We start from the raw sequence: 24,800 nt of genomic DNA on the forward strand, positions 1-24,800 counted from the left end.
CCACGCCCAGCTTAAGTCAGCCCATTATGCGACAAACACTTCGAAAAGTTATGCCTAGGCAATATTCAACAAGCAGTTATTTTATATAAATTCATTTGACTTGTTTACAGACTGTAACTGCCTGACTATTATTACCAGCACTACTCCCCTGATCCATCGAACACTCATAGGAAAGCCAATGTCCTTAGTCAATGAATACCGCTCAACCGAAGCTCAAATCAAAGAACTGCAAGCACACCTGAAAAGCCTGTCGGAAAACGACAAGCTCAAGCAAGAGCTTGAATTCGAAACCAAGCTGCGCGCACTGATGGCTGAATATCAAAAAGCCCTGCCGAGCATCATCGCCATTCTTGATCCGCAAGCTAAAGCTGGCAAAGTTGCTCGCGTTAGCAAAACTACCGGTACCAAGCGTGCTCGTAAAATGAAGCAATACAAAAACCCAAACACCGGCGACGTGATTGAAACCAAAGGTGGCAATCACAAAGTCCTGAAAGAATGGAAAGCCAAGTGGGGCTCCGACGTAGTTGAAAGCTGGGTCACCCTGCTCGACTAAGCTGCCCCGCTATATAAAAAACGCCAGCCTGCTGGCGTTTTTTATTGCCTGACCAAAAGACCGGCTACAGCGACAAGCGCGTGGCCAACTGCTGCGCATGAGCCTGCCACTGCGCCAGCAACGCCTGCTGAGCCACTGTAGCACCAGACAAGGCCTGTGCCGTAGCCTGCTCGAAAGCCTCCAGGGTATTAGGCGCACCAAACTGCGGATCAGTTAATCGCCGCTTACAAAACAACTGCCAACGTTCAGTTTCCCCCGGTGTTAGGGTGTGCGGGAAGTTGCGGGCGCGGTAACGAAACAGTAACTCAGGCAAGCGCGCGTCATCAAATGGCCATACTGGCCGGGTTAATTCTTCGGGTTCGGCGCGGCGCACCTGCTCACAGAGTCGACGATCACGCTCTCCGAGAAACCCGTCATATAACTGCTGCTCGGGATCTTCGCTGGGTGCAAAGCCTTCCTCGGCATAAATAGTCTGCATTTTTTCCCGCCACAGGCCCTGATTCTCGCGCAAGGTTATTGCGCGCTGCTGGCAGGCGGGCAAATCCAATTGCAAGCGCTGCTTATCGCTGTCACGCAATACCGTTAAAGGCGCCAGCACCGGACAACGATTGACGTGCAACAACTTCAGCGGCACCGGCAATTCACCTTCCGCCAATTGCTCACGGCGCGTGTAAAGTCGCTGGCGCAAGCTTTCACCATCCAACTGCAGCAGTACTTGCGGGTCAAGTTGCAGATCGCAAACGATCAATGCATTGCGATTTTTTGGATGCCAGGCCAGCGGTAAAATCACACTCAGATAATGCCGCGCCGCCGAATAACGCCCCGACACATGCAGTAATGGCTGGAGCAATTGAATCTGCTCCAATACTCGCGGTTTGCTACGTTGGCGATAAAGAAACTCGTATAGCTTTGGCTGTTTTTCACGCACTAAGCGCGCCAAGGCAATGGTGGCCCGCACATCGCTCAAGGCATCGTGAGCCTGCGCGTGTTCAATGCCATTCTCTTTAGTCAGGCGCTCCAACTTAAGGCTGACGCGACCCTCTTCCTCCGGCCAGTTAAATCCCTCGGGGCGCAGGGCATAGGCGGTGCGGACTAAATCAATCAAGTCCCAGCGGGTATTACCTCCCTGCCATTCACGCGCATAAGGATCGAAGAAGTTGCGATAGAGGCTGTAGCGAGTCACTTCATCATCAAAACGCAAACTGTTGTAGCCCGTGCCACAAGTGCCCGGCATGGATAACTCGGCATGCAGGCGGGTCATAAACTCGGCTTCGGGTAAACCCTGCTCGGCCAAACGTTGCGGGGTGATGCCAGTAATCAAGCAGGCCATGGGGTGCGGCAGGATGTCGTCACTGGGCTGACAATAGATATTCAGCGGCGTGCCGATTTCGTTCAGCGCCTCGTCGGTGCGAATCCCGGCCACCTGCAGCGGCCGATCACAACGCGGGTTAATCCCGGTGGTCTCAAAGTCATACCAAAAAATGCTGGGCGTCACGGCAAAGTCCTAAACAGAGTGGCGGCGGCAGTTTAGGCATAGCCAACAAAGCTTGGCGAGCCTTGCTAGCAAGCGACGCGAGCCGTTAGCATGGCAGCCAGGATTCTAACCCCAGCACAAGGACTGTTCCGATGAGCACCAATCCCAGCGAAAACCCCTACGCCGTCCCCACCAGCAATCTGCAAGAAACCGCGCCCACACACCAAGTGCCAAGCATCGAAGAAGCCTTAAGCCGTGGCTATGATTTTCGCATCGGCGAGTTGCTTAGTGATGCCTGGCAGCGCGTCAAAGGCAGTAAAGGCCTGATCATCGGCGCCGTGATCATTTACGCAGTGGCTGCCACCATCATCAACTCGGTGTTCGGTGCCATGCTTGGCTTGATTGGCTTGCAGGCCGATCCAGAAAACCTCGCAGGCATGCTGGCCGGGCAATTTGTCATCAGCATCCTTGGCGCGGCGGTCACTTATCCGCTGCTGGCAGGCACGATGATGATCGGCATTCGCCGCGCTGCCGACCAACCCTTTAACTTCGATCTGGCCTTCAGTGGCTTTAAAAATCCGCTGCCGATCATCATCACTGGCGTGCTGATGTTGGTGATGGTCTACGTCGGCTTCCTACTGCTGCTGATACCCGGTATTTATCTGATGATTGCCTACGCATTGGCCTTGCCGCTGGTGATCGAACGCGGCCTGTCGCCTTGGCAAGCCTTGGAGGCCTCACGCAAAGCCATCAGCCAACACTGGTTTAAAGTGCTCGGCCTGAACCTCGTACTGGGCCTGATCGTTGGCCTAAGCGCCATCCCGCTGGGCATTGGCATGATCTGGACAGTACCGCTCTGGGCCATTGCCAGCGGCGTGCTGTACCGCACCATTTTCGGTGTCTTGCCCGTAGCAGAGTAATCGCCTTAATTGCGCCGGAGCGCACACGCCTCCGGTTGCTTGTACGCCTGCTGCTCGCTAGCATCGGGCTTTCTTTGACGCAGCCAGCCGATGCCCTCTAACCCCGCCAGCGCCGTGCCCCAACCCAGCAGCGCGCCAATCGAGCTGCTGGACACCCGTTATAAAGTGGAAACCCCGGAAGGCATCGACCTCACCCTGCGCCCCGCCAGCCTGGTGCCGCGCGCCTTGGCGTTCGCCATCGACCTGGCGATTCGGGGTGTGGCCTTGCTGTTGCTGCTGCTGTTGCTCGAACTGCTCGGCAAGCTCGGCAAAGGTCTGGGCGCCATCCTGATGTTTATGCTGACCTGGTGGTACATGGTGTTGTTTGAAGTGCTCAACCAAGGCCGTTCGCCGGGTAAACAATGGATGGGTTTACGGGTGGTACACGACGATGGCACCCCCGTTGGCTGGGGCGCCTCGCTAACCCGCAATCTGTTGCGTTTTGTCGACTTTCTGCCGTTTGCCTATGCGCTGGGGATTCTCAGCAGCCTAAATCATCCGGCCTTTAAGCGTCTGGGCGATCTGGCCGCCGGCACCTTGGTGGTCTATCAGGAAAAACCGGCAAGCCGCCCGGCACTGCCAGAGGTTGAACCGCTGCGCGCGCCATTCAACATGAACCTGGCCGAGCAACGGGCCATTTTGGCCTTCGCCGAGCGGCAAAACGGATTGTCCAGCGCCCGCCGCGACGAGGTTGCGGCCATTTTGGCCGAGCCATTACAGGTGCCGTCCGAGCAGGCTCAAGCCCAACTCAACGGCATTGCCCGTGGTTTGTTGGGCCCAACATGAAACAAAGCCTGTTTGAAAACCACTACCAAAGCAGCTGGCAAACCTTTGCCACGCAACTGCACGCCCTTGAGCGCGGCAAGGCCAAGCCTGAGCACAGCCAGGATTTTGCCGCCCGTTATCGACACCTTTGCCAACAACTGGCACTGGCCCAAGAGCGCGGCTACAGCAGCCATCTGGTCGAACAACTGCAACACCTGGTGATGCGCGGCCATCAACAGCTGTATCGCCATCGCAGCCATTTGGGCGCCAATCTGATTCGCTTCCTGCTGACCGGCTTTGCCCAGCTGGTACGCCGCGAATGGCGCAGCCTGCTGTGGGCCAGCCTGCTGTTTTACGGCAGTTTGCTCGGCATGGGCGTGCTGGTTTATCTGTTCCCCGACCTGGTCTATAGCGTGGTGGCGCCCGATCAAGTGCACTCGATGGAGTCGATGTACGACCCCGACGCCCAGCGCCTGGGCCGCTTTGGCGAGCGTAACTCTGGCGATGACTGGGTGATGTTCGGCTACTACATCATGAACAATATCGGCATCGCCTTTCAGACCTTCGCCAGCGGTTTGTTGTTTGGCCTGGGTAGCCTGTTCTTCTTATTCTTCAACGGCCTGATGATCGGCGCCGTCGCCGGCCATTTGAGCCAGATAGGTTCGGGGCTGACCTTTTGGTCGTTCGTCATCGGCCACGGCGCCTTCGAGCTAACCGCCATCACCGTAGCCGGCGCTGCCGGGTTAAAACTCGGCTGGGCGCTCATTGCACCAGGGCGCTGGCCACGCAGCGAGGCCTTGCGCTTGGCCGCCGCGCAAAGCGTGCAACTGGTCGCCGGCGCCATTTTACTACTGCTGATTGCGGCCTTTATCGAGGCCTATTGGTCATCGATGACGTACACCAGCGTCAATGTAAAGTTCGCCATGGGTGGCGGCCTGTGGCTGCTGGTCGGCGCTTATTTTGGCTTCGCTGGACGAGGTCAAAATGACGCAAATTAAAGCCAACGCAGACAACCTCAGCCTGAGTACGAGGCCGCTATGCGCCTGACTGATGCCAGCGTGATCATTCGCCCGCGCAGCGCTTGGGAAGCCCTGGATCTTGGCGTGCTGCTGGCCCGCCGGCATCGCGCACTGTTGAGTGCCAGTTGGGCGCTGCTGACCTTGCCGATATTTTTGCTCTGCAGTGCCCTGCTCTGGCAATACCCCAGCCTGGCGATGCTGCTGTTTTGGTGGCTAAAGCCGCTGTATGAGCGGCTGCCGCTGCATATTCTGTCCCAGGCTTTATTCGGCGCCACGCCGCCCCTCAAACAGGCCTTCCAGGCCTTGCCGCGCCTGCTAAAGCCGCAACTGCTGGCCAGCCTGACCTGGCGCCGTCTAAGCGTCACCCGCAGCTTTGACCTGCCGGTGTTACAGCTCGAAGGCTTGAGCGGCCAAGCCCGCAGCCAGCGCCTGATGGTGCTCGGCCAGCGCGATACCGGCCCCGCCACCTGGCTGACCATAGTCGGCGTACATATCGAAACCGCGCTGTATTTCGGCATGTTCAGCTTGTTGTATTTGTTGCTGCCCCAGCAACTAAAAACCGACTGGGACTGGAGCCAACTCATGGCTCCAGAGGGTGACGTCAGCTTATGGATGCAGCATCTGTACAACCTGTTTTATGCGCTGCTGCTGATTGTCTGGGAGCCGATTTATGTCGCCTGCGGTTTTAGTCTTTACCTCAATCGGCGCAGCGCCCTGGAGGCCTGGGATCTGGAACTGGCGTTTCGCCGCCTGCGCCAGCGGTTAAGCGGGCTGAGTTACGTACTGCTGCTGGCTTGCGGCCTGTTTTTCCTGCAACCGCCGTCTACCGCGTGGGCCGCACCGGCGACCGGCAGTTGCCCGATCCCGCAGTTTGACCCAGCCGGACCTGAGGCCGAACGCCTGCTCAAACAGCCGCTGAACAGCAAGGCCGCGCAAGACAGCATCAGCCAACTGCTTGACCAGCCACCCTTTGAAAATCGTCAGACGGTGACCCGCTGGAAATTTGGCGAGCCGGCTAAAGCGAAGAAAACCAGCGATGCCGAGGCGAAAAGCCTGGCCGCGAAAATCAAAAAACTGTTGGAACAACTTGGTCTGATCAATAACTTCGAACAGCTGGCCATCATCGTCGAAGTTATTTTGTGGACCGCACTGCTTAGCCTGCTGACGCTGTTGATCTGGCGCTATCGCGAGTGGCTACGCACCTTTGGCGGGCGACTAAAACTGCCACAAAAACGCCAGAAGCTTGCCCCGACCCAGCTGTTCGGTCTGGAAGTAGCGCCAGAAAGCCTGCCCGAGGACATCGCCAGCGCCGCCGAACAACTCTGGGCCGAGCAGCCCCGCGAAGCCCTGGGCCTGCTCTATCGCGCCCTGCTCAGCCGCCTGTTACATGACTATCGACTGGCCCTCAAAAGTTCACACACCGAGGGCGAGGTGCTGCAATTGGCCGAGCAGTTGCAACTGGCCGAGCTCAGTCGCTTCGCCCAGGTGCTGACCCGTCATTGGCAGAACCTTGCCTATGGCCATCAACTGCCGCCGGCCAGCCTCAAACGCGGGCTCTGTGAAGGCTGGCGGCGGTTGTTTAACCCACAGCCGGTTAATCCGCAGGTGAGCCAATGAGTCGGCGCACGGGCTTTTTCCTCGGCGCGGGCCTCTTCCTGCTCATCGGCCTGCTCGGCATCTACCTGCTGAGCATCGCCACGCCCTATCAGAAGGTCATCAAACACGGGCCGGCGCCTGAGGTGCAGGGCAATCCGTATCTGGCCGCCGAGCATTTTCTCGCCAAGCAAGGTCGCAAGGTGCAGCGCGCCGACAGCCTAGAAGTGCTGGCAAGCCTGCCCAGCAAGGGCCAAACCCTGGTCATGCTCGGCTCACGCGAATACCTGACCCCCAAACAAACCGAGCGGCTACAGCAGTGGACCGCCCAGGGCGGCCACCTGATCGTCATCGCCGAACGCCTGTGGGACAAAGACGATCAAGCCAGCGGCGACTTGCTGCTGGACCCGCTTGGCATCGAACAACATATGAGCGAAGACCTGGCCGAAGAAGATGAAGAGGCCAAACAAACCGGCGAACAAACACCGGCTAACCCCAGCGAAGAGCCAGCAAAACCCGCGACTGATGAAGCCACCGACACATCCGACAGCGACGACAGCGAGCATGCGCTTGAGACGGATAACGACCAGGACCAGGACCAAGAGCAAAAAGAACAAGATCAGCCGAGCTACCCAGAACTGACCCAGCTCTATCTGGAAAACGAAGAGGCGCCGGCCTATATCGACTTCGATACCGACTTTCACCTTAACGACGGCAAAGACCTCGCCCATGCCTGGGCCAATAGCGCCGACAGCACCCACATGCTGCAACTCGATCAGGGCGAAGGCTTGCTCACCGTACTGACCGATAACTGGATTTGGCAAAACGCCAACATTGGCGATTACGACAATGCCTGGCTGCTCTGGTACCTGACCCAAGACAGCCAGGTCACCCTGCTCTACCGCGCCGACCGCGATGATCTGTTCAGCCTGTTGCTCAAGCACTTCCCCCAGGCGCTGGTGGCACTGGCGCTGTTGATTGCCGCCAGTTTGTGGGCGGCCGGGTTGCGCCAAGGCCCGCTGCAATTGCCGGTTAGTCGCGCGCGCCGGCAACTGCAAGAACACCTGCGCAGCAGCGCCGACTTCCAACTCCGGCATGCCGGCCAGCGCAGCTTGCTACAAGCCTTGCAACGTGACATTCAGCGCCGCGCCCGGCGCCGTCATCCAGGTTTCGAACGCTTAGGTGTCGCCGAACAATGGCAGGCGCTGGGCCGTTTGACGCGCCTGCCACCCGGCACTGTCAGCCAGGCCATGCGCCCACAACCCGAACAACGGCTATCCGCCAGCGAATTCACCCGCCAGGTTGCCCACCTGCAAACCCTCAGGAATCTCCTATGAGCGATGAGAGCAACGTCCAAATCAGCAACGAGCACGATGCAACTGCCGAACAACCAAGCCCGGCGGCGAACGTAGCAGCAGCGCCCGTTGCACCTGCCGCCGCCAATCCGAATGTGCAGCGCCAGCGCGCCAGTCAGCTGGCCCAAGCCCTGCGGCAAGAGCTGCAACGGGCGGTGATCGGCCAAAATGCGGTGATCGATGACTTGCTCACCGCCCTGATCGCCGGCGGCCATGTGCTGGTGGAAGGCGTACCGGGCCTGGGCAAAACCCTGCTGATCCGCGCCCTGGCCAGCTGCTTTGGCGGCGAGTTCTCGCGCATTCAGTTCACCCCCGACCTGATGCCCAGCGACGTCACCGGGCATGCCGTCTACGACCTGCAAACCGAGCAGTTCAAGCTGCGCAAAGGCCCGGTGTTTACCAACCTGTTGCTGGCCGATGAGATCAACCGGGCGCCGGCCAAAACCCAGGCCGCGCTGCTGGAAGTGATGCAAGAACGTCAGGTTACCCTGGAAGGTCGCGCCCTGCCGGTGCCACTGCCGTTCCTGGTATTGGCCACGCAAAACCCGATCGAACAGGAAGGCACCTACCCGCTGCCGGAAGCCGAGCTCGACCGCTTTATGCTGAAGCTGCGGATGGATTATCCCCAGGCCGATGATGAACTGAACCTGGTGCGTCAAGTGACCCGTTCGGCCAAGGCCGACATGCTCGAGGTCACGCCACTGCGCACCCTGCTGCAAGCCAAAGACGTGCTGGCGCTGCAAAAAATCGCCAGCGATTTACCCATGGATGAGCAGGTGCTCGACTACGCCGTGCGCGTTGCCCGCGCCACCCGCACTTGGCCGGGCCTGAGCATCGGCGCCGGGCCGCGCGCCTCAATCGCTCTGGTGCGCTGCGGTCGCGCCCGTGCGCTGCTGCGCGGCGGCGACTTTGTCTTGCCCGATGACATTAAAGGCTGCGCCCTGGCGGTGCTGCGTCACCGCGTGCGACTGGCGCCGGAGCTGGATATCGAAGGCCTGTCGGTCGATCAGCTACTGCAACAACTGCTCGACCAGGTTGCCGCGCCGCGCCTATGAAGCCTTCTCGTAGCCTGCTCGTCCTGTTGGCACTGCTGCTGGCCTGCGCCATTGTGCTCGGTGCCCTATCGGCATTAGCCATCAAGCTACCGGCCAGCGTTGCCCTGCTATGGTCGGGCGCGCTCTTGGCGCTGCTGCTGGTCGCTGGCGTGGATGCCCTCTGGCTGCGCCGACTGCCCTCGCCACGGCTACAGCGCACGCTGCCCGGCAACTTGCCGCTGGGACGCTGGAGCGAAGTGCAACTGCAGGTTCACCACGAGTTTCGCCAACCGCTGAGCATCGAGCTGTTCGATCACCTGCCTGCGGCAATGGCCTTCGAGCACTTGCCCCAGCGCATTGACCTGCAGCCCCAGGCACAAACCCAGCTCAGCTACCGGGTGCGGCCACTGGCCCGCGGGCACTTCAGCTTTGCCAGCTGCGAGCTGCTGCTGCCGAGCCCCTTGGGGCTGTGGCGCGGGCGGCGGGTAATAGCGCTGCCCGGACAAACCCGGGTGTACCCCGACTTTGCCCGCATCCACGGCGCGCAACTGTTGGCGGTCGATGACTGGCTGAGTCAACTGGGCGTGCGTCAACGGCAGCGCCGCGGGCTGGGTCTGGAGTTTCATCAACTGCGCGACTTTCGCGACGGCGACACTCTCAAGCAAATCGACTGGAAAGCCACCGCCCGCAAGCGCACCCCGATTGCCCGCGAGTACCAAGACGAACGTGACCAGCAGATTGTGTTCTTGCTCGATTGCGGGCGACGCATGCGCAGCCAGGATGGCGATCTCGCGCATTTCGACCATGCCCTGAACGCCTGCCTGCTGCTCAGTTATGTGGCCCTGCGCCAAGGTGATGCGGTTGGTTTGGCCACCTTTGCCAGCGAGCAACAACGTTTTATTGCTCCGGTCAAAGGGCAGGCCCATCTGAGCACCTTGCTCAATGGCGTGTATGACCTGCAGAGCACCCAACGCCCGGCGGACTACAGCGCCGCCATCAATAATTTGCTGGCGCGCCAACGCCGCCGCGCCCTGGTGGTACTGGTCAGTAACCTGCGCGATGAGGACGATGAGGAGCTGCTCGGCGCGGTCAAACGCCTCAGCCGCCAACACCGGGTGCTGCTGGTCAGCTTGCGCGAAGAGGTGCTCGACAGTTTGCGCCAGACCCCAGTGCACGACTACGAGTCGGCCCTGGCTTACTGCGGCAGCGTCGACTACCTGAATGCCCGCGCCAGCCTGCACGAGCGCCTGGCCGCCAACGGCGTGCCAGTACTCGACGCCCTGCCGAGCGAACTGGGTCCGGAGTTAGTCAGTCAGTACTTGGCCTGGAAAAAAGCCGGGGTGCTGTAAAATCCCCAGCCTGCGCACCCTACACAGAGGCGCCGATACTGCGAAAGCTGAAGTAGAAGCGCAAGGCATCGACCATCTCGACGTAGTCCGCAGGTGGTGCCACCAAGGCGAAACCTGAGTCGAAACTGCCGGGGGTGACGTCTTCACGGCACCACTGGCAGGTGGCGTGAAAATCGATGTAGTGCAGGCGATGATCTTTGCCTGGGATTTTCAAGCGCATATCAAAACGTGCATTGAGCAACATCGGCAACGGACTGATCAGCATCAGACCATCCAGCGAGACGTTGCCAATGCTGCCCATAGGCTTGTCGGTGATCCGATTAAAGACCTTCAGGTAATAGGGCAACTGGTGACGTTCAATGCTGCGTTGAGTGCGCATGCTGGCAAATCGCTAGTCATAAAACGTGAGTATGGTCACACAAATGCGCAGCCGCCAGTTTCAATTGCAGCGCTGGGCCAGCCGGGCTTTTAGCTGACTGCGGGCGCTGTCAATTTGCTTTTCGTCGTAATACTGCATCTCGCCTTGGGCATCGACTCTGTAATACCTGCCGCCGCGATCAAGCACCGCAAACTGCTCGCGCAACTGCTGACACTCTTGCGCGGTTTTAGCCTGCTGCTCACGGGCTTGCTCGCTGGCTTGCTGCTGCTCTTGGCGACGCGCATCGAAGAAGCGCTCGGTGCGTTGTTGTCGCTCGGCAACCACCGCATCATGCTGCGCTACCGGCGGCTTGACCTCTACCTGCACCGCCCCCGCCTGGGGAGCAGCACCGAAATGCACCTGACCATTGGCATCGGTCCAGCGATAAATCTCCGCCGTCGCCACAGCGGGTAACAACAAGGCACACAGTAAAAAATGACGCATATTTCCACTCCCTGTAAGCATTAATCGTATCCTTGAACCCACATACGCCCTTTCTACTACGACCAGCGGCATGCGCTAGAGTGCCTGCGCCGAGACTTTGACCTCGGCACCGCGCAAACGACCGAGTTGCTCCAGGGTGTTCAAGCGCGCTTTAGCCCGGTAAGCGTACTCGCTGCCCGGATAGCGCGACACGATGAACTGATAGGTCTGCTGGGCATCGACAAACAAATTGTCCCGCTCCAGGCACTGACCGCGCAACAGCGAAATTTCCGGCTGCAAGTAAGGCCGCGCACGGATCTTGCGCTCGGCTTGCGACAACTCCAGGCCCACCTGATTGCAGTTGCCCTCGGCATAGTAGCGATAAGCGTTGTCCAGGTGATAGTCCGCCAGCCAGCGCGTACAGCCGCTGAGCAGGACCATCAGACTGACAATAACTAGGCGACCCATAAGCTGTGCTCCTCAATTCCGGCCTCGGCAACTCTTGAGTGTATCGACCGCTCCGAACAAATCTGCAGCCATGGCCGACAGTCTGCGGCTGCAGTTTTGCAAAAATCCCGGCAGAATCGCCGCTCGCCTTATTTAGCCGCGCCCAACTGTCGCTGCAAGGAACTCTAGATGTCACCCCGCGAACAACGCGCCGAACAACGTCGGTTGGATATCCTCGAAGCGGCCCTCGACGTATTTGCCGTCAAGGGCTACCACGCCACCGGCATTGCCGATATCGCCAAGCTGCTGGGCATCGGTCACGGCACCTTCTATCGCTACTTTGCCAACAAGCGGGCGATTTTTGATGCGTTGGTTTCCAACACCATTGCCGGCATCGCGCAGGTGCTGCGCGATGAACCGCCGACCACCAACAGCCTGGCCGAATACGAACAGCAGCTGTATCAAATCGCCGGGCGGATGTTCAGTTTGTTTGCCGCCGATGTGCGGCTGAGCCGAATTTTGCTGTTTGAAGCACCAGGGGTCGACGCCGAGTTGCACCAGCAATTTCAGACCGCCATGGGTGGCTTTGCCCTGCTCACCGAGCAATACCTGCGCAATGGCCAGCACAAGGGCTTCCTGCGGGCGATGGACACCGGCATCAGTGCCCGCGCCATCAATGCGGTACTGATCGAAGGCATTCGCGAAGTCTGCTTCAGCGACAATCCAGAGCAACAAGCGCAGCGCTGGACCGAGCAAGGCGTGCCGATAATGCTGCGCGGCATCAGCGCCTGATCGAAAGTCTGGAAGTTCATCGAGTCAGGTTTTGGCCTTACACAAAAACTGAATGACGTGTCATTCTTTTTCTGGCGATCGTAGGCAAGCCCGGTATTGGCTCGCTTGCGGCGCTCATCCAAACCAGACACGGAGAATAACAATGGTTCAAGTCGATGTATTTTGGGCTTATGGCTGGGGCGCAAGCTTGGCCGTGGCTTGCGGTCACCAGCTGGCGCGCAAGGCCAAACCGCTGGAAACGGTCTTTTGGGCCAAAACCTGCCTGTTTCTCGCGCTCTTCTGGGCGCCGACCGGCCTGTTGTTGCTGATGCGCCACCCAAGCTGGGAGACGATGCAAGCCGCCGCCAGCTTTACCGATCTCTCGGTGTGGCTGGTGCTGGCGTTCGGCATCACCAATATCACCCAAGGCCTGCTCGGCTTCTGGGTCGGGCAACACCTGATCCGCACCGGTAAGCTCTACGCTGCGCAACTGAACTGGATATTCGGCTATTTCGGGATGTTCTTGATCCTGCTCTACGGCTGGGACGGCCTGGGCTACGACCGCTTCCTCTATGACCGCGATATGTTCGCCGGCAGCCCGGCCTGGACACCCGGCGCCGGCACAGTCGACGGCATTGGCGCCGCGCTGCAGCGCTTTGCGTTGACCTTCAGCAACCTCAGCGGTGGCGCCACGGTCATCAGCACCCTGCTCACCGATGGGCTGTGGCTGGTCCCGCCGTTCTTTGTGCTGTTCAGCAGTTGGTTGAAACAGGACGCCGTCAGCATCGGCCAACCCGCCCCCGGCAATCTGCAGATACTGGCCAGCTACCTGGCCGGGGTGTTTGTATTGGGTCTTGGTTGCGCCGCCCTGTGCGCCTTGGGTGTAGGCCTGTGCGCACAGCTACTGGGCGTCGGCGAGGTCGTCTGGCATGGCAGCTTCTATGCCCCTGAGCAGCTGGACCGCCACGTTCTCAGCTACCTGCTGGGCTTGCCGCTGTCACTTGGCCTGATCTGGTTCGCCTTGCTGCGCCCTGGCATGCCGTTGGCGCGTTTGATCGCCCCATTGATGCTCGGCCAGCGCCCAGCCCACTGGTCGAGTAGCGCGCCAGGCGTACAAGCATAACCTCCGATGGGTAATGCAGCGCCGCCGAACAGCGCTCGGCGGCGCACTGCTAGACTGCGCGCACTAGCTATTGGGCTCTGGAGTCAGCATGCGTTCTCTGTGTATCGGTTTGGTTGCGCTCACCCTCCTCGGTGGCTGCGCGCCCACTACCCCGCTGTTTATCATGCAGCTGGGTGGCCAGGACGTGGTCGAGTACAAGACCATGAAAACCAACCGCATGACCGCCGCAATAGAAGAGGAAAGCGACCTGCTGACCTACAGCGCCCTGGCCATCCGCGACGCCAAGAGCGCGCAGACCGAAGAGTTGTACCTCAAGGGCTATCGCGACAAAAACCTCAGCGGGCAGATCCGTGGCATCGCCCTGTACCAGATCGGCTTGATCTACATGAGCCGCTATAACGATGAGCGCGACGACAACAAGGCCCTCAACTATCTCTACCAAGTCGGCAATGAATTCCCCAACAGCCTGGCCGCGCAACGGGCCACGGCGCGCATTCAGGTAATCCGCCAACGCAGCCAGGAGCCGGTGCAAAAAACCGCCCGCGAATTACTCGCCCATTGGCACCCCAGCCAAGAGCTTGATCTCGACAAGCCCAGCCTCGACCCCGACATGACCCTGCTGTCGCGCCGCGCCGTGCTCAAGGACCGTGTCGCCGAAGCCAGCCAACTTTATCTATTAGCCCTGGGCGACAGTGGTGTGCCGGTCGAGATCAAGGCCAAATCGCTGTATCAACTGGCGCTGATGAACATGGCCAGCGACAACCCGCAGCTCAATCGCGCGCAGGCCATCGAATACTTACGCAGACTGTTGACGCAATTCCCCGACAGCGACCTCACCGAGCCAGCATCCAGCCACCTGGACAGCCTGCTGAATAACAGCACGCCATAACTGGCCCGCCGTTGATGCACGAGCAGCCTGCTGGGGCTGCTAGGCTGATGTAAATCAAGCGTCATCTGCGCCGCTTGAATTGCAATAGCCCGACCAACCAAGCCGAGGTGAACGGCCATGAACCTGCGCCAGTTACTGGTAGTCATTGATCCATCGCTGCCGAGCCAACCCGCACTGCAGCGTGCGCAATGGCTGTCCCGCGCCACGGGTGCAAAAATCGAACTGCTGCTGTGCGAATACAACTCGGCCCTCGAACACAGCGTCTTGTTTGACCAAGAAACCTTGACCAAGGGCCGCAGCAGCCTGCTGGAGAAACTCCAGGCCGACCTTGAAGCCACCGCGCAACCGCTGCGCGAGCAAGGTCTGCACGTCAGCGTGCAAGTGCGCTGGGGCAAACGCACCGAGCAGCTGATTTTGCAGCGGGTCACCGAGCTGCAACCCGACCTGGTGTTCAAATCCAGCCATCACCACGGCCCACTCAAACGCCTGCTGTTTGGCAACAGCAGCTGGCAACTACTGCGTGATTGCCCTGCACCGCTGTGGCTGGTGCAGCACGGCGACTGGCAGAGCCGCAGCCTGTGCGCGGCGCTCGATCCACTGCACAGCGCCGACAAACCGGCGGTCCTCGACCAGCAACTGATAGCGGCGGCCAAACTGCTCAGCACCGCCCTGGAGATGCCCGCCCGCTACCTGCACTGCTACCCGCCGCTGCCGCCGTCACTGTTATTCGATACCCAGCTGATTAACGACTACGAGCACTACAACCTAGTCTGCGCCGAACAACACCGCACCGCGTTCGAGCAGTTGCTGCAAGCGGCCGACGTGCCCTTAAGCAGCGCCACGCTGTTGCACGGTTTCGCCGAGCAAGAGTTACCGCGCTATGTGCGCGAGCAAGGCATTGACCTACTGCTGATGGGCGCCATCAGTCGCAGCCATTTGGCCAATGCGCTGATCGGCAACACCGCCGAGCGCGTATTGGAAGCCGTTGAGTGCGATGTACTGGCGCTCAAGCCACAACCGCAAGCCGTCAACAGCGCCGTAGAATAAGTAGTGCCGGACAAAAATGACTACATACTCCGGGCGTAGTAGCCTCGCATTCTGTCTGAACTATGGAGCCTGCGCATGACCTCCCGCCGCACCAAAATTGTCGCCACGCTGGGCCCTGCCAGCAACTCTCCAGAAGTGCTGGAACAACTGATTCTGGCCGGCATGGATGTCGCCCGGCTGAACTTCTCCCACGGCAGCCCGGCCGAACATAAAGCCCGCGCCCTGCTGGTGCGTGAGATTGCCGCCAAGCACGGGCGCTTCGTCGCCCTGCTCGGCGACCTGCAAGGGCCGAAGATCCGCATCGCCAAATTCACCAACAAGCGCATCGAGCTGAAAGCCTGCGACATGTTTCGCTTTTCCATCAGCCACCCACGCGAAGCCGGCACCCAGGACGTGGTCTGCATCGACTACCCGGACCTGATCACCGACTGCAAGGCCGGCGACGAGTTGTTGCTGGATGACGGGCGCGTCGAAATGCGCGTCGAGTCGGTGACCGCCGATGAGCTGCACTGCCGCGTGCTGATCGGCGGCCCGCTGTCCGACCACAAAGGCATCAACCGCCGTGGCGGTGGCCTGACCGCGCCGGCGCTGACCGACAAGGACCGCGCCGACATCATCTTGGCCACCGAGATGGAGCTGGACTACCTGGCCGTATCCTTCCCGCGTAACGCCGACGACATGCACGAAGCCCGGCGCCTGCGCGACGCCGCCGGCGGTACGGCCTGGCTGATTGCCAAGATCGAGCGCGCGGAAGCTGTGGCCGACGACGAAACCCTCGATGGCCTAATTCGCGCCAGTGATGGCGTGATGGTTGCCCGTGGCGATTTGGCGGTGGAAATCGGCGACGCCGAACTGGTCGGCATCCAGAAGAAAATCATCGCCCACGCACGGCATCTGAACAAGGTGGTGATCACCGCCACCCAGATGATGGAGTCGATGATCAGCAGCCCGATGCCGACCCGCGCCGAAGTCTCGGATGTGGCCAATGCGGCGTTCGACTACACCGATGCGGTGATGCTCTCGGCCGAGAGCGCCGCCGGCGCCTACCCGGTGGAAGCGGTCAAGGCCATGGCCCGCGTGTGCCTGGGTGCGGAAAAGCACCCGATCAACAAAGTCTCGCGCCACCGACTGGAACAAAGCTTCGAGCGTTGCGACGAAAGCATCGCCCTGGCCGCCATGTACACCGCCAACCACTTCCCCGGCGTGAAGGCGATCATCTGTCTGACCGAAAGCGGCTACACGCCGCTGATCATGTCGCGCATCCGCTCCTCGATGCCGATTTTCGCCTTCTCCCCGCACCGCGAAACCCAGGCACGCGTCGCCTTGTTCCGCGGCGTCGAGACAGTCCCCTTCGACCCCTCGACCTTAGCGGCCGATAAAGTCAGCCAGGCCGCAGTGGATGAGCTGCTTAAGCGCGGCGCAGTGCAGCAAGGCGACTGGGTGATTTTGACCAAAGGCGACAGCTACCACACCATCGGCGGCAGCAATACCATGAAGATCCTGCATGTCGGCGATCCCCTGGCCTAAACGCTGCGGCAAAACAGAAAAGCCCGCATCAGTGATGCGGGCTTTTCTGTGAGTGCAATACAACGCTTACACGAACTTACTGAAATCCGGCTTACGCCGCTGCATAAAGGCCGACAAGGCTTCGGTGGCCTCGGGGGTGCGCAGGCGCTGACCGAACAGTTCGCCCTCTTCGATGATCACCCGGCGCAACTCTTCGCGCCCCGACGCTTGCATCAGGCGCTTACTGACCTCGACCGCAGACGGCGCTAATTGGCTAAAGCGCAGGGCCATCTCGCGGGCCTTGGCCAACGTCGCAGCGCCATCCTCCAGCACTGCATTGGCGATGCCCCATTCGGCCGCTTGCGCGCCGGTAAAAGACTCACCCAGCAGCAGCAACTCGGCCGCTTTGGCGTGGCCAAGCAAGCGCGGCAAGATCAGGCTGGAGCCAAACTCCGGACACAGGCCGAGGCTGACAAAGGGCATTTTCAGCTTGGCGCAGCGGCTGACATAGACCAGGTCGCAATGCAGCAGCAAGGTGGTGCCAATCCCCACGGCCGAACCCGCCACGGCGGCGACTATGGGCTTTTTCAGCTCAAACAGCGCGCGCATAAAATGAAACACCGGGCTGTCGAGGCTGGTCGGCGGGGCCTGGAGAAAGTCCGCCACATCGTTGCCGCTGGTAAAGCACTCGGCCCCACCACTGAGCAATACCGCACGCACACTGGGCTCGGCATCGGCTGCCAGCAACGCCTCGGCCAGCTGGCTGTACATGGTGCGGGTCAGGGCGTTTTTCTTGTCCAGTCGATTGAGCCGCAGGGTCATTAGCCCGGCTTCGCGCTCAACTATTAGATGTTCAGTCATCAGTACTCTCAAAAAAGTGCGTTCAAAAGGCCATGTGAAAACGTAGCGAGCGAAGGTTAGTGCGACGCCCGCTCCTGCGGGCTAGCTGCATTTCCCACATCCATGTGGGTCACAAGTCAAAACAGGCGAGGACGCGGAGTTTACGAGTTGTAAATGAGCAGTACTCGCTTCGCTCGCCCTCCGGGCCGCACTAAAGTGCGTTCAGCGGGCTAGCCCGCTGTCCGAGCCTGTTTTTAACGCCGCATAACCGAGCGCAGTAGTTTTCACACGGCCTGTCAGAAGGCGCGCGGCAAAAACACATCGGCCAGCATCTGATTGCGCGGCAGGCCGAGCAAATACAGGCGTCGAGTGAAAGCCTCGACGCTGGCAGGCGAGCCGCAGAGTAAGGCCATGGTTTGCCGCGAAACAAGCCGCAGTTCGGCCAAAGCCGCCGGCAACTCGGCCGTGTTGACTAATTGCACCTGCAAGTTGGAATGCTCTGCAGCAAGCGCTGCCAGCGGCTGGGCGAGGTAATGCTCGGAATCATCATGGGCCAGGTGCAGCAACCGAATCGCGCCGCTATGGCCTTGACGCAAGGCTTCGCGCAGCACGCTCCACAGCGGCGCCAAACCGGTGCCGGCCGCCAGCAGCCAGAGCGGTCGGGTCTGCCATTGCGGGTCGTAATGCAAGGCCCCGCCATGCAGTTCGCCCAGGCGCAGTGGCTGGCCAGGCTGCAAGCTGCGGGCGGCATCGCTGAAAGCGCCGGTCTGGCGGCAATCGAGATGGAACTCCAGGTACTCATCGACATTCGGCACGCTGGCCAAGGAGTAAGGCCGGGCAATTCCCGTCGGTGTCCACAGCAGCACATGCTGGCCGGCCTGATAACGCAAGGGCCGCTCAGGCAGCAAACGCAGGCGCAGCACCGTGGCACTCAGCCAATCGCAACCAATCAGGCTGGCGCCAATGCCATCGGCCGCCGGATCAAACACCTGCACCGACAAATCCCCCACCACCTGGCACTGGCACGCCAAGCGCCAACCTTGCGCCCGTTGCGCGGCGGTCAAGGCCTGCGGCTGGGCATCCAGCGGTTCACCGCTGATGCAGCGCACCATGCAGCTATGGCAACTGCCGGCACGGCAACTGTTGGGCACCTTGATGCCGGCGCCGAGCAAGTTATCGAGCAGATTAGTCTCCGCGGCAACCTTGATGCGTACAGCGCCAACGCTTAACTCAGGCACCACTGCCCTCCCACGCGGCAGCGCAACGATTGCGGCCATCGCGTTTAGCCCGGTACAGCGCCTGATCGGCGCGCAGCAACGCCTCATCCAGCGCATCGGTCGAGCTAAGCAAGGTCATCCCGGCCGACAGGCTGATACCGCTAACCAGCACACCAACCGGTTCAGACTGGGCAAAGGCTTCGCGCAGGCGCTCGCAGCAGGCGCTGAACTGGTCGACATCGGTATTGGGCAACAACAACACGAACTCCTCACCACCATAACGGGCGAGGATATCGCCATCACGCAAACAGGACTGCGCGACGGCGGCAAAGGTCTGCAATACCCGATCACCGACCGCATGGCCGTAGGTATCGTTGATGCGTTTGAAGTGATCCAGATCGATCAATGCCAAGCCATGCTGCTGACCCGCCGCCAGTGCGGCCAACTCACGCCCCGCCACCAGCATAAAATGCCGGCGGTTAAACAAGCCGGTGAGTTCGTCGGTGGCGGCCTGGGCTTCCAGTTGGCGCATCATGCCGCGCAAGGTGTCTTGATGGGCCTGCAAGGCGAAGCGGCGATTACGCATGATTTGGCTCAGGCCCTGGATGTAATTGGCAAACAGATACAACCAGCTCAGCACAAAAAACAGCGCTATCACCTGCAGCAGCGCCAGCGCCGGATCGGCCAACTGCTGCTGATAGGCCTCCCACAGGTTAAGCCCGGCAAAGCTGCAAAAAGCAAAGGCCGCGCAGCGGGCAAACACCTGAGACTTGAGCTGGAAAACGCCAAACAACAACACCAGCACATACATCATCAGCAAGGTGCCGCGGCCATTGCCCATGTAGGCGAGCAAATAGGTCAACCAACACAGCGCCAGCACCACCTGTTGCGCCGTCAAGCTAGGGTCACGCAACCTGAGGTTATAGCCGCTGCGCAGCACGGCAAAAATCCCCAACTGGCTGAGCAGCGCCAACGCGGTGCTGATCAGCGCGATCGACAGTGGCGCGTGATACACCTCAAACAGCACCGCCAGCCAAAACAGCACCAGCGTCAACGCATAGGTGGCCAATGCCATGCCAAAGCGTTTGAGCAGCAGCTGTTGCAAAGCCTGCGAGGTGAACTGTCGACTGCTGGCGCTCATGGAGGGTCCGTTCCATATGGGCAATTAGCCAGCACTCTACGCCGGCGGCCAGCAAAATCCCAGCCCGCCACAAGGCTGGTTCAGCCAGGTCTAACAGGCTGGATGAAAACCGCGCGCAGCCTCCTTCACCTAGACGCCTGAGGGTGCGCCGCCAGCGGCTGGCACGTTATACTGCCGCGCTTGTTTAGCCGAGCTTGTAACCTTAAAAGCGCGCCGGGTCGTGGTCTGGCGCACCTTTTGATAGTGCCGTTGATAAAGAGGAGCGCACCACCATGACCGTGATCAAACAGGACGACCTGATTCAGAGCGTCGCCGACGCCCTGCAGTTTATTTCTTACTACCACCCGCTAGATTTCATTCAAGCCATGCACCAGGCCTATCTGCGTGAAGAGTCGCCGGCGGCCCGTGATTCCATGGCGCAGATTCTGATCAACTCGCGCATGTGCGCCACCGGCCACCGGCCGATCTGCCAAGACACCGGCATCGTCACCATCTTCGTCCGCGTCGGCATGGACGTGCGCTGGGACGGCGCCACCATGAGCGTCGACGACATGCTCAACGAAGGCGTACGCCGCGCCTACAACCTGCCGGAAAACATCCTACGCGCCTCGATCCTGGCCGACCCAGCCGGTGCGCGTAAGAACACCAAGGACAACACCCCGGCCGTCATCCACTACTCGCTAGTGCCCGGTGACAAGCTGGAAGTGGACGTCGCGGCCAAAGGCGGCGGCTCCGAGAACAAATCGAAGATGGCGATGCTCAACCCGTCCGACTCGATCATCGACTGGGTCCTCAAGACCGTGCCGGAAATGGGCGCCGGCTGGTGCCCGCCAGGCATGCTCGGCATCGGCATCGGCGGCACTGCCGAGAAAGCCGCGCTAATGGCCAAGGAAGTGTTGATGGACTCCATCGACATCCACGAACTGAAAGCCCGTGGCCCGCAAAACAAGATCGAAGAGATGCGTCTGGAGCTGTTCGACAAGGTCAACCAGCTGGGCATCGGCGCCCAGGGCCTGGGTGGCCTGACCACCGTGCTCGACGTGAAGATCATGGACTACCCGACCCACGCCGCCAGCCTGCCGGTGTGCATGATCCCCAACTGCGCCGCCACCCGTCACGCCCACTTCGTGCTGGACGGCAGCGGCCCGGCCGAACTGGAAGCGCCGGACCTGGACGCCTACCCGCAAATCGTCTGGGAAGCCGGCCCGAGCGCCCGCCGCGTCAACCTGGATACCCTGACCCCGGAAGACGTGCAGAGCTGGCAGCCGGGCGAAACCGTGCTGCTCAACGGCAAGATGCTCACCGGCCGCGATGCCGCGCACAAGCGCATGGTCGAGATGCTCAACCGTGGCGAGACGCTGCCGTTCGACCTCAAGGGCCGCTTTATCTACTACGTCGGCCCGGTCGATCCGGTACGTGACGAAGTGGTTGGCCCGGCCGGCCCGACCACCGCCACGCGGATGGACAAGTTCACCCGGCAGATTCTGGAAAGCACCGGTCTCTTGGGCATGATCGGCAAATCCGAGCGCGGCCCGATTGCCATCGAAGCGATCAAGGACAACAAGGCCGTCTACCTGATGGCCGTCGGCGGCGCCGCTTACCTGGTGGCCCAGGCGATCAAGAAATCCCGCGTGGTGGCCTTTGCCGAACTGGGCATGGAAGCCATCTACGAGTTCGAGGTGAAAGACATGCCCGTGACTGTCGCCGTCGATACCAAAGGCGAGTCGGTACACATCACCGGCCCGGCAATCTGGCAGAAGAAAATCCACGACAGCCTGGCTGTCGAAATCAAGTAACCACTGCTGCAAACCCAACAAACCCGGCCAAGTTCCGGGTTTGTTGCTTTAGCGACAGGAAAAACACTACACCAATGCCCCCACCGATGACCGTGAGTCACCCAGAAAGCTGGCCCGGCTTACCTACCATCCATCTCACTAACCGGCGCCGAGTGAACTCCGCACGCTCGTCAAGTGTCTGTCTGCTGTCGGCCCACCGGATGGACTGCATGGCCATTTGCCCATTGGGCAGCTCTGCGGCAGCACTCCACCCTGATCGCGCATCTGTCTACGGCAATTCGCCTGGCCGGCTTTTATCGCACCCGCTTACAGGGTTTCGTTCAATCGCCAAGTGAAGATTGCCCCATGTCCCTATCCCGTCATTTCTCTTCCAGTTTGACCTCCCTGCCAAGCCTCACCTTAGCGGCTTGCTTGCTGGCAAGTGTTACCGCGCAAGCTGACGAAACTGCCAGCACGACTCGCTGGGTCAGTGACAGCCTGAATACCCAGGTGCGCAGTGGCCCAACCGACGGCTACCGCATCGTCGGCACGCTGATCTCCGGGCAGAAGGTCACGCTACTGCGCACCGATGGGGATTACAGCCAGGTCCGTGGCGAAAGCGGTAACGCGGTGTGGATTGCCAACCGTGATTTACAAGAGGTACCCGGCCAGACCGAGCGCATGCCGCAGCTGGAGCAGAAAGTAGCTGAGCTGGGTGCCGAATTGAATGGTATCAACGACACCTGGAATACCCGCGTGCAAGGCATGCAGGAAACGCTGGAGTCGCGCAAAACACTGATCGACGAATTGCAGACCGCGCGCACGGCGCTGGACAGCGAACTGACCCAGGCCAATTCCGAATTACGCGAACTGCAATCGCAACTGGGCGAGGAAAACCAGCACGTGCTGATGCGCTACATGACTTACGGCGCTGTCATCGCGGGTGCTGGCCTAGCCGCCGGACTGATCCTGCCAACCATGCTACGGGTGCGGCGCAAGCGTAATGATGGGTGGGTTTGATGATCTGCACAGCCGTTTACGCGGATACACAGGCTCTCCCGACAGATCCCTGAGACCACCGCCTATAGGGCATCGTCGGCCAGCCCAAGCACAGTACCGGCGATGTGGAGCAAGTAGATCCACGACTTGAATCGCCCTAGTTTCGTAGGCATGCCTGAGGGTCGACTCTTGGCTGACTGCACTGCATCAACATCGGCTAATTCTGCTCAGAACCCGCCCCTCTCTCATTCATCCCGCGTCAGCACTTCCAGTAGTTCGACCTCGAAGATCAAGTTGGAATGCGGTTTGATATGGGCACCAAACTCACGTTCGCCGTAGCCCAGATGCGAGGGCACGAACAGTTTGCGCTTGCCGCCCACTCGCATACCCAGCATGCCGATGTCCCAGCCCTTGATCACCCGGCCGCTGCCAATCACACACTGAAAGGGTTTACCGCGCGCGTAGGACGAGTCGAACGTGCTGCCATCTTCGAGAGTTCCATTGTAGTGGGTGGTAATCAGCGCACCTTTGACCACTTCCTTGCCGTCACCCAACTGAATATCTTCAATCACCAATTCGTTGCTCATCACTCACCTCATCTAGTCGCCAGGCCTGCCCGCGACCGGGCTTGCAGGAAAATCACTGAAACCTTAGCTGCAGATTTTGCACTAGCCACCTTCGCGGGTGTGCGTACGCCCCATGTTAAAGTCACGCGCTGCGCAACCCTGGCCAAGGCGACAAATAGCAATGATGAAACTCCCGGCACTTACTGGCGAACTGGAAGACTGGAGCAGCCTGAACAGCAGCATCGGCTTCCCCGAACTGCTGATCGGCAACGGTGCGAGCTTGGCGGTGTGGCGCAAGTTCGCTTACTTCTCGCTGTTTGACGAAGCCCAAACCACCAAGAACAGCCCCCTCAGCCCAACCGAATTGAGCGTGTTCCGGGCGCTGGATACCAGCAACTTCGAGCAAGTGCTCAGCGCGCTGAAGAACAGCATCCGGGTCAATGCCGCGCTGACCATCAACTCGTCTTCGCCGCGGCTTCGCTACTTCGCCATCAAGGAAGCGCTGATCCACGCCGTGCGCTCGGTGCATATCCCCTGGAGCCAGATGCAGGCATCCAGCCTGACGCGCATCAACAGCGCACTCAGTCAGTATCAGACCGTTTATTCCGGCAATTACGACCTGCTCAACTACTGGGCTGTGATGCAGGCCCCGAACGCTTTCGAAAATCTGTTCCGTGGCCCGGACTCGACTTTTGAGCTCGGCAACAGCGAGCGTCAGGGCAATACCACACGCCTGCTGTACCTGCACGGCGGCATGCACTTGGTGAAAAACCTCGATGGCAGCGCGCGCATGCTCACCTCATCGGAAAGCACTTTGCTGGCCAGTTTTGCCATCAATCTCTTGGGTGATATCCCGCTGTTTGTCAGCGAAGGCAGTGCCGAGGACAAGCTCAAAGCCATTCGCAGTTCCGACTACCTGTCGTTCTGCTACAGCCAGTTGGCTCAGCCCAAGGACAGGCTGTGCATCTTTGGCCATAAACTGGCGGCGCAAGACCAGCACTTAGTCCGGGCGTTGCAGCAGGCCGGGCTGAAGACCTTGGCCATCTCGGTCTATCCGCACAACCCGCAGTTTATCCAGCAGCAGAAGCAGCACTTCGCCAACCTGTTTGCCGGTCAGAACATGGAGCTACGTTTCTTTGATGCGCTGAGCCACCCGCTGGGCAATACCGAGTTGCGCGTCGCAATCACGCCGCCGCAATAAACCGGTTATTGACTGATTGAGCGCACCAGGCTTAATTCCGCCGACCCACGGCGCTGGCTGAGGTAACGGGTGCAGCTGACGCGCAGGAATGAAGCGAAGTTGACCACCTCGCCACGGTAATCCATGACCTCGTCATAGAGCTTGGTGATCAGCTGATTGGTGGTCATGCCATCGACCTCGGCAATCTCGCGCAGAATGTCCCAGAACTGGTTCTCCAGACGCAGCGTGGTGACCACGCCACGAATGCGCAGCGAACGGGCGCGGGATTCGTAAAGGATCGGATCGGCTTTGACATAAAGCTCGCACATGGCAGCTCGCCTCTCTAGTGCTGGGGCC

General features: G+C 60.1%; 25 protein-coding genes. 16 read left to right on the forward strand and 9 right to left on the reverse strand.

The features are described from left to right. Nucleotides 1-178: 178 nt before the first annotated feature. Nucleotides 179-553: a histone-like nucleoid-structuring protein MvaT gene (gene mvaT, locus Q8R10_RS20665; RefSeq protein WP_305655992.1), complete on the forward strand. Its 375-nt coding sequence runs from the start codon at nt 179-181 to the stop codon at nt 551-553. 64 nt (nt 554-617) lie between these two features. Here mvaT and sbcB read toward each other — a convergent pair whose 3' ends face one another. Then, nucleotides 618-2,048, reverse strand: a complete 1,431-nt coding sequence (gene sbcB / locus Q8R10_RS20670) for an exodeoxyribonuclease I (protein WP_305655994.1) — start codon at nt 2,046-2,048, stop codon at nt 618-620. A gap of 131 nt (nt 2,049-2,179) precedes the next feature. Here sbcB and Q8R10_RS20675 point away from each other — a divergent pair, with 131 nt between their 5' ends. The 7 genes from Q8R10_RS20675 (at nt 2,180) to Q8R10_RS20705 (ending at nt 10,101) form a co-directional block, all read left to right on the forward strand. Beyond that, nucleotides 2,180-2,947 (forward strand): hypothetical protein, encoded by a 768-nt coding sequence (locus tag Q8R10_RS20675; RefSeq protein ID WP_305655996.1) that lies wholly within the window; start codon nt 2,180-2,182, stop codon nt 2,945-2,947. Between the two features lie 90 nt (nt 2,948-3,037). Further along, complete coding sequence (locus Q8R10_RS20680) at nt 3,038-3,772, forward strand: RDD family protein (protein ID WP_305655997.1); 735 nt, start codon at nt 3,038-3,040, stop codon at nt 3,770-3,772. Beyond that, nucleotides 3,769-4,749: a stage II sporulation protein M gene (locus Q8R10_RS20685; protein WP_305655998.1), complete on the forward strand. Its 981-nt coding sequence runs from the start codon at nt 3,769-3,771 to the stop codon at nt 4,747-4,749. Before Q8R10_RS20680 ends, Q8R10_RS20685 begins: the two co-directional genes overlap by 4 nt. Nucleotides 4,750-4,788: 39 nt before the next feature. Beyond that, entirely contained in the window at nt 4,789-6,387 is a 1,599-nt protein-coding gene (locus Q8R10_RS20690; RefSeq protein WP_305656000.1) for a DUF4129 domain-containing protein, read from the forward strand. Next, entirely contained in the window at nt 6,384-7,700 is a 1,317-nt protein-coding gene (locus Q8R10_RS20695; RefSeq protein WP_305656002.1) for a DUF4350 domain-containing protein, read from the forward strand. The genes Q8R10_RS20690 and Q8R10_RS20695 overlap by 4 nt, the downstream gene beginning before the upstream one ends. Next, on the forward strand, nt 7,697-8,773 hold the full coding sequence (locus Q8R10_RS20700; protein WP_305656004.1) for a MoxR family ATPase: 1,077 nt from the start codon (nt 7,697-7,699) through the stop codon (nt 8,771-8,773). Before Q8R10_RS20695 ends, Q8R10_RS20700 begins: the two co-directional genes overlap by 4 nt. Next, nucleotides 8,770-10,101: a DUF58 domain-containing protein gene (locus tag Q8R10_RS20705; protein ID WP_305656005.1), complete on the forward strand. Its 1,332-nt coding sequence runs from the start codon at nt 8,770-8,772 to the stop codon at nt 10,099-10,101. Before Q8R10_RS20700 ends, Q8R10_RS20705 begins: the two co-directional genes overlap by 4 nt. 19 nt (nt 10,102-10,120) lie before the next feature. On the opposite strand, the gene Q8R10_RS20710 is transcribed toward Q8R10_RS20705, so the two are convergent. From Q8R10_RS20710 to Q8R10_RS20720, 3 genes are all read right to left on the reverse strand, one after another. Then, on the reverse strand, nt 10,121-10,480 hold the full coding sequence (locus Q8R10_RS20710; protein WP_305656007.1) for a PilZ domain-containing protein: 360 nt from the start codon (nt 10,478-10,480) through the stop codon (nt 10,121-10,123). A 60-nt stretch (nt 10,481-10,540) separates the two neighbouring features. After that, entirely contained in the window at nt 10,541-10,963 is a 423-nt protein-coding gene (locus Q8R10_RS20715; RefSeq protein ID WP_305656009.1) for a DUF4124 domain-containing protein, read from the reverse strand. 75 nt (nt 10,964-11,038) lie between these two features. Continuing rightward, a complete protein-coding gene (locus Q8R10_RS20720; RefSeq protein ID WP_305656011.1) occupies nt 11,039-11,410 on the reverse strand; it encodes a tol-pal system YbgF family protein in 372 nt (123 codons plus the stop codon). Nucleotides 11,411-11,578: 168 nt separating this feature from the next. Here Q8R10_RS20720 and Q8R10_RS20725 point away from each other — a divergent pair, with 168 nt between their 5' ends. The 5 genes from Q8R10_RS20725 (at nt 11,579) to pyk (ending at nt 16,746) form a co-directional block, all read left to right on the forward strand. Next, entirely contained in the window at nt 11,579-12,181 is a 603-nt protein-coding gene (locus Q8R10_RS20725; RefSeq protein WP_305656012.1) for a TetR/AcrR family transcriptional regulator, read from the forward strand. Between the two features lie 142 nt (nt 12,182-12,323). Next, the gene (locus Q8R10_RS20730; RefSeq protein WP_305656013.1) at nt 12,324-13,283 is read left to right on the forward strand and encodes a hypothetical protein; all 960 of its coding nucleotides are present in this window, start codon (nt 12,324-12,326) and stop codon (nt 13,281-13,283) included. An 88-nt stretch (nt 13,284-13,371) separates the two neighbouring features. Then, nucleotides 13,372-14,172, forward strand: a complete 801-nt coding sequence (locus Q8R10_RS20735; RefSeq protein ID WP_305656015.1) for a tetratricopeptide repeat protein — start codon at nt 13,372-13,374, stop codon at nt 14,170-14,172. A 117-nt stretch (nt 14,173-14,289) separates the two neighbouring features. After that, nucleotides 14,290-15,219: a universal stress protein gene (locus tag Q8R10_RS20740; RefSeq protein WP_305656017.1), complete on the forward strand. Its 930-nt coding sequence runs from the start codon at nt 14,290-14,292 to the stop codon at nt 15,217-15,219. Between the two features lie 75 nt (nt 15,220-15,294). Next, the gene (gene pyk / locus Q8R10_RS20745) at nt 15,295-16,746 is read left to right on the forward strand and encodes a pyruvate kinase (protein ID WP_305656018.1); all 1,452 of its coding nucleotides are present in this window, start codon (nt 15,295-15,297) and stop codon (nt 16,744-16,746) included. A 66-nt stretch (nt 16,747-16,812) separates the two neighbouring features. Here pyk and Q8R10_RS20750 read toward each other — a convergent pair whose 3' ends face one another. From Q8R10_RS20750 to Q8R10_RS20760, 3 genes are all read right to left on the reverse strand, one after another. Then, entirely contained in the window at nt 16,813-17,586 is a 774-nt protein-coding gene (locus tag Q8R10_RS20750; protein WP_305656020.1) for an enoyl-CoA hydratase, read from the reverse strand. 275 nt (nt 17,587-17,861) lie between these two features. Beyond that, nucleotides 17,862-18,803 (reverse strand): iron-sulfur-binding ferredoxin reductase, encoded by a 942-nt coding sequence (locus Q8R10_RS20755; protein WP_305656021.1) that lies wholly within the window; start codon nt 18,801-18,803, stop codon nt 17,862-17,864. Continuing rightward, nucleotides 18,796-19,923, reverse strand: a complete 1,128-nt coding sequence (locus Q8R10_RS20760) for a diguanylate cyclase (RefSeq protein WP_305656023.1) — start codon at nt 19,921-19,923, stop codon at nt 18,796-18,798. The genes Q8R10_RS20755 and Q8R10_RS20760 overlap by 8 nt, the downstream gene beginning before the upstream one ends. A 272-nt stretch (nt 19,924-20,195) precedes the next feature. Here Q8R10_RS20760 and Q8R10_RS20765 point away from each other — a divergent pair, with 272 nt between their 5' ends. Beyond that, entirely contained in the window at nt 20,196-21,719 is a 1,524-nt protein-coding gene (locus Q8R10_RS20765; protein ID WP_305656024.1) for a fumarate hydratase, read from the forward strand. 345 nt (nt 21,720-22,064) lie between these two features. Then, nucleotides 22,065-22,718, forward strand: coding sequence for a TIGR04211 family SH3 domain-containing protein (locus tag Q8R10_RS20770; protein WP_305656025.1), 654 nt, complete (start codon nt 22,065-22,067; stop codon nt 22,716-22,718). Between the two features lie 224 nt (nt 22,719-22,942). Here the strand turns inward: Q8R10_RS20770 and Q8R10_RS20775 are convergent, their stop codons facing one another. Further along, nucleotides 22,943-23,284 (reverse strand): FKBP-type peptidyl-prolyl cis-trans isomerase, encoded by a 342-nt coding sequence (locus tag Q8R10_RS20775; protein WP_305656026.1) that lies wholly within the window; start codon nt 23,282-23,284, stop codon nt 22,943-22,945. Nucleotides 23,285-23,447: 163 nt separating this feature from the next. Here Q8R10_RS20775 and Q8R10_RS20780 point away from each other — a divergent pair, with 163 nt between their 5' ends. After that, complete coding sequence (locus Q8R10_RS20780; RefSeq protein WP_305656030.1) at nt 23,448-24,464, forward strand: DUF4917 family protein; 1,017 nt, start codon at nt 23,448-23,450, stop codon at nt 24,462-24,464. A 5-nt stretch (nt 24,465-24,469) separates the two neighbouring features. Here the strand turns inward: Q8R10_RS20780 and Q8R10_RS20785 are convergent, their stop codons facing one another. Further along, on the reverse strand, nt 24,470-24,772 hold the full coding sequence (locus Q8R10_RS20785) for a ribbon-helix-helix domain-containing protein (RefSeq protein ID WP_305656031.1): 303 nt from the start codon (nt 24,770-24,772) through the stop codon (nt 24,470-24,472). Between the last annotated feature and the right edge of the window lie 28 nt (nt 24,773-24,800).

Origin of the sequence: Pseudomonas sp. (genome assembly GCF_030698175.1) — a bacterium.
In the GTDB taxonomy this organism is placed as follows: Bacteria; Pseudomonadota; Gammaproteobacteria; order Pseudomonadales; family Pseudomonadaceae; genus Aquipseudomonas.

Coding starts and splice junctions, on each gene's coding strand:
- Q8R10_RS20690 (WP_305656000.1), top strand. CDS start 4,789: ATGCGCCTGACTGATGCCAGCGTGATCATTCGCCCGCGCAGCGCTTGG.
- mvaT (WP_305655992.1), top strand. CDS start 179: ATGTCCTTAGTCAATGAATACCGCTCAACCGAAGCTCAAATCAAAGAA.
- Q8R10_RS20765 (WP_305656024.1), top strand. CDS start 20,196: ATGACCGTGATCAAACAGGACGACCTGATTCAGAGCGTCGCCGACGCC.
- pyk (WP_305656018.1), top strand. CDS start 15,295: ATGACCTCCCGCCGCACCAAAATTGTCGCCACGCTGGGCCCTGCCAGC.
- Q8R10_RS20700 (WP_305656004.1), top strand. CDS start 7,697: ATGAGCGATGAGAGCAACGTCCAAATCAGCAACGAGCACGATGCAACT.
- Q8R10_RS20775 (WP_305656026.1), bottom strand. CDS start 23,284: ATGAGCAACGAATTGGTGATTGAAGATATTCAGTTGGGTGACGGCAAG.
- Q8R10_RS20695 (WP_305656002.1), top strand. CDS start 6,384: ATGAGTCGGCGCACGGGCTTTTTCCTCGGCGCGGGCCTCTTCCTGCTC.
- Q8R10_RS20780 (WP_305656030.1), top strand. CDS start 23,448: ATGAAACTCCCGGCACTTACTGGCGAACTGGAAGACTGGAGCAGCCTG.
- Q8R10_RS20720 (WP_305656011.1), bottom strand. CDS start 11,410: ATGGGTCGCCTAGTTATTGTCAGTCTGATGGTCCTGCTCAGCGGCTGT.
- Q8R10_RS20770 (WP_305656025.1), top strand. CDS start 22,065: ATGTCCCTATCCCGTCATTTCTCTTCCAGTTTGACCTCCCTGCCAAGC.
- Q8R10_RS20760 (WP_305656023.1), bottom strand. CDS start 19,923: ATGAGCGCCAGCAGTCGACAGTTCACCTCGCAGGCTTTGCAACAGCTG.
- Q8R10_RS20735 (WP_305656015.1), top strand. CDS start 13,372: ATGCGTTCTCTGTGTATCGGTTTGGTTGCGCTCACCCTCCTCGGTGGC.
- Q8R10_RS20750 (WP_305656020.1), bottom strand. CDS start 17,586: ATGACTGAACATCTAATAGTTGAGCGCGAAGCCGGGCTAATGACCCTG.
- Q8R10_RS20680 (WP_305655997.1), top strand. CDS start 3,038: ATGCCCTCTAACCCCGCCAGCGCCGTGCCCCAACCCAGCAGCGCGCCA.
- Q8R10_RS20705 (WP_305656005.1), top strand. CDS start 8,770: ATGAAGCCTTCTCGTAGCCTGCTCGTCCTGTTGGCACTGCTGCTGGCC.
- Q8R10_RS20715 (WP_305656009.1), bottom strand. CDS start 10,963: ATGCGTCATTTTTTACTGTGTGCCTTGTTGTTACCCGCTGTGGCGACG.
- Q8R10_RS20785 (WP_305656031.1), bottom strand. CDS start 24,772: ATGTGCGAGCTTTATGTCAAAGCCGATCCGATCCTTTACGAATCCCGC.
- Q8R10_RS20675 (WP_305655996.1), top strand. CDS start 2,180: ATGAGCACCAATCCCAGCGAAAACCCCTACGCCGTCCCCACCAGCAAT.
- Q8R10_RS20740 (WP_305656017.1), top strand. CDS start 14,290: ATGAACCTGCGCCAGTTACTGGTAGTCATTGATCCATCGCTGCCGAGC.
- Q8R10_RS20685 (WP_305655998.1), top strand. CDS start 3,769: ATGAAACAAAGCCTGTTTGAAAACCACTACCAAAGCAGCTGGCAAACC.
- Q8R10_RS20725 (WP_305656012.1), top strand. CDS start 11,579: ATGTCACCCCGCGAACAACGCGCCGAACAACGTCGGTTGGATATCCTC.
- Q8R10_RS20710 (WP_305656007.1), bottom strand. CDS start 10,480: ATGCGCACTCAACGCAGCATTGAACGTCACCAGTTGCCCTATTACCTG.
- Q8R10_RS20730 (WP_305656013.1), top strand. CDS start 12,324: ATGGTTCAAGTCGATGTATTTTGGGCTTATGGCTGGGGCGCAAGCTTG.